Origin of the sequence: Balnearium lithotrophicum (assembly GCF_900182585.1) — a bacterium.
Lineage (GTDB): Bacteria > Aquificota > Aquificia > Desulfurobacteriales > Desulfurobacteriaceae > Balnearium > Balnearium lithotrophicum.
In genome coordinates this window covers 1-1,440 of the sequence record NZ_FXTM01000048.1, presented here as the reverse complement: position 1 = coordinate 1,440, position 1,440 = coordinate 1, and the positions used below count along the sequence as shown (strand labels likewise).

Here is a 1,440-nt window from a genome sequence, read left to right as displayed (position 1 = left end):
GGTCTATAATATCCATTAGACGATAAGACATTCCTTCCCCCTATAAATTGGTGTTTAGGTTGTTTTTCAGGGTTGTTTGATTAGGTTGTTAGCTGTATTCTCTAAGTACTCCTCTACGCTTTCCTCTTCTACCCCTCTTTTTAGCTCTTCCTCTTTAACCTTTTGCTTACTTACTGCACCGCCCTTAAAACAGTAATCAGGATTAAGCCTAAATACTGTTTTGCGTGGCTTCCATTGGACTATGAACTTTAGTTTAAGAAGAACCTTAATAGCTCTTTTTACTGTTATTAATGAAAGATTTAATTCCTTAGCTAAGTCTCCATAATCAACAGTAATCCATTCATTAGCCCAATAGTTTTTATTGCTTGATTTACCAATAAACCACATAAAGACTTCTAATTCAGATGCTTTAAGTTTTTTACTTCTGATGACATCTAAAACCTTTTCTCCATAGACCTTAACATAGGGCTCTTTATCCTTTGGACTTCTCGGAATGAATGCATCAAACATTAGTTCGATAGGGATAACTTCTCCATCTTCAGTAATTAGACCTTTAAACCTTAGATTTTTACCCTTCAGCTTTAAAGCCATTGCTACACCTCCTATAAAAGTAATTTAATATCAATTTTAAGTATCCTTAAGTATCTCGTCAAGATACTTTTAGTGTCATTGAATACACTTCAAGTATCATTGATGACACTAAAATTTCTCCAATCCTTTGTAAATCAATAAATTCCCATATCTATATCTGTACGATAGTACACTATAGAGAGAGTGAGAGAGATAAGAAGAGAGTTAAAACTTGAGAAAAGCATTGAACTGCAATGAGTTAACTTAAGCGTTCATCTTTATTTTAATAGTATTCAAGTAAACATAGAGGAGCTCCCTCACAACATAGAGGAGCTCCCTCACATAGACAGGGAGCTCTGAGATAGTGAAGAGAGTAGGCATCCGCCTACATACCACGCATTTAAGGTTATTCAGGGAGACCGCACAGGCGAATTTAAGGTTTTGCCACGCATTAACGGTTATTGCGCCTGTGCGGGAATTCAATGCTCGGAGCTCCGCTTCCGCTACGCTCCTGCGCTTGAATTACAACTAACAACAAAAAAAACACCCAACAAAAACACCCTTTTGAAAGTTTATAGGGAAGAGAGAGTTTTTCCTAAGTGCTTTATGAGGGATTTGAGCTTAGCTTCTACTTCTTGGCGTGTCCCATATATATTCAGGTACTCTTTTCGCGATAATCCGCTTATTACAACCTTATAACGACCTGTTTGTGTGTCCTTGTTGATGTACACTCTCCAAGTGTAGTGAGGTTCTACATCACCATAGAGCTTGGAAAGGTCTATAATATCCATTAGACGATAAGACATTCCTTCCCCCTATAAATTGGTGTTTAGGTTGTTTTTCAGGGTTGTTTGATTAGGTTGTTAGCTG

1 protein-coding gene is annotated in these 1,440 nt (G+C 37.2%); it reads right to left on the bottom strand.

Features of this window, described 5'->3' with window-relative positions; genetic code table 11:
- Positions 1–66 precede the first annotated feature (66 nt).
- Positions 67–591, bottom strand: a complete 525-nt coding sequence (locus FN732_RS09505; protein WP_142936296.1) for a replication/maintenance protein RepL — start codon at positions 589–591, stop codon at positions 67–69.
- Between the last annotated feature and the right edge of the window lie 849 nt (positions 592–1,440).

Coding starts and splice junctions, on each gene's coding strand:
- FN732_RS09505 (WP_142936296.1), bottom strand. CDS start 591: ATGGCTTTAAAGCTGAAGGGTAAAAATCTAAGGTTTAAAGGTCTAATT.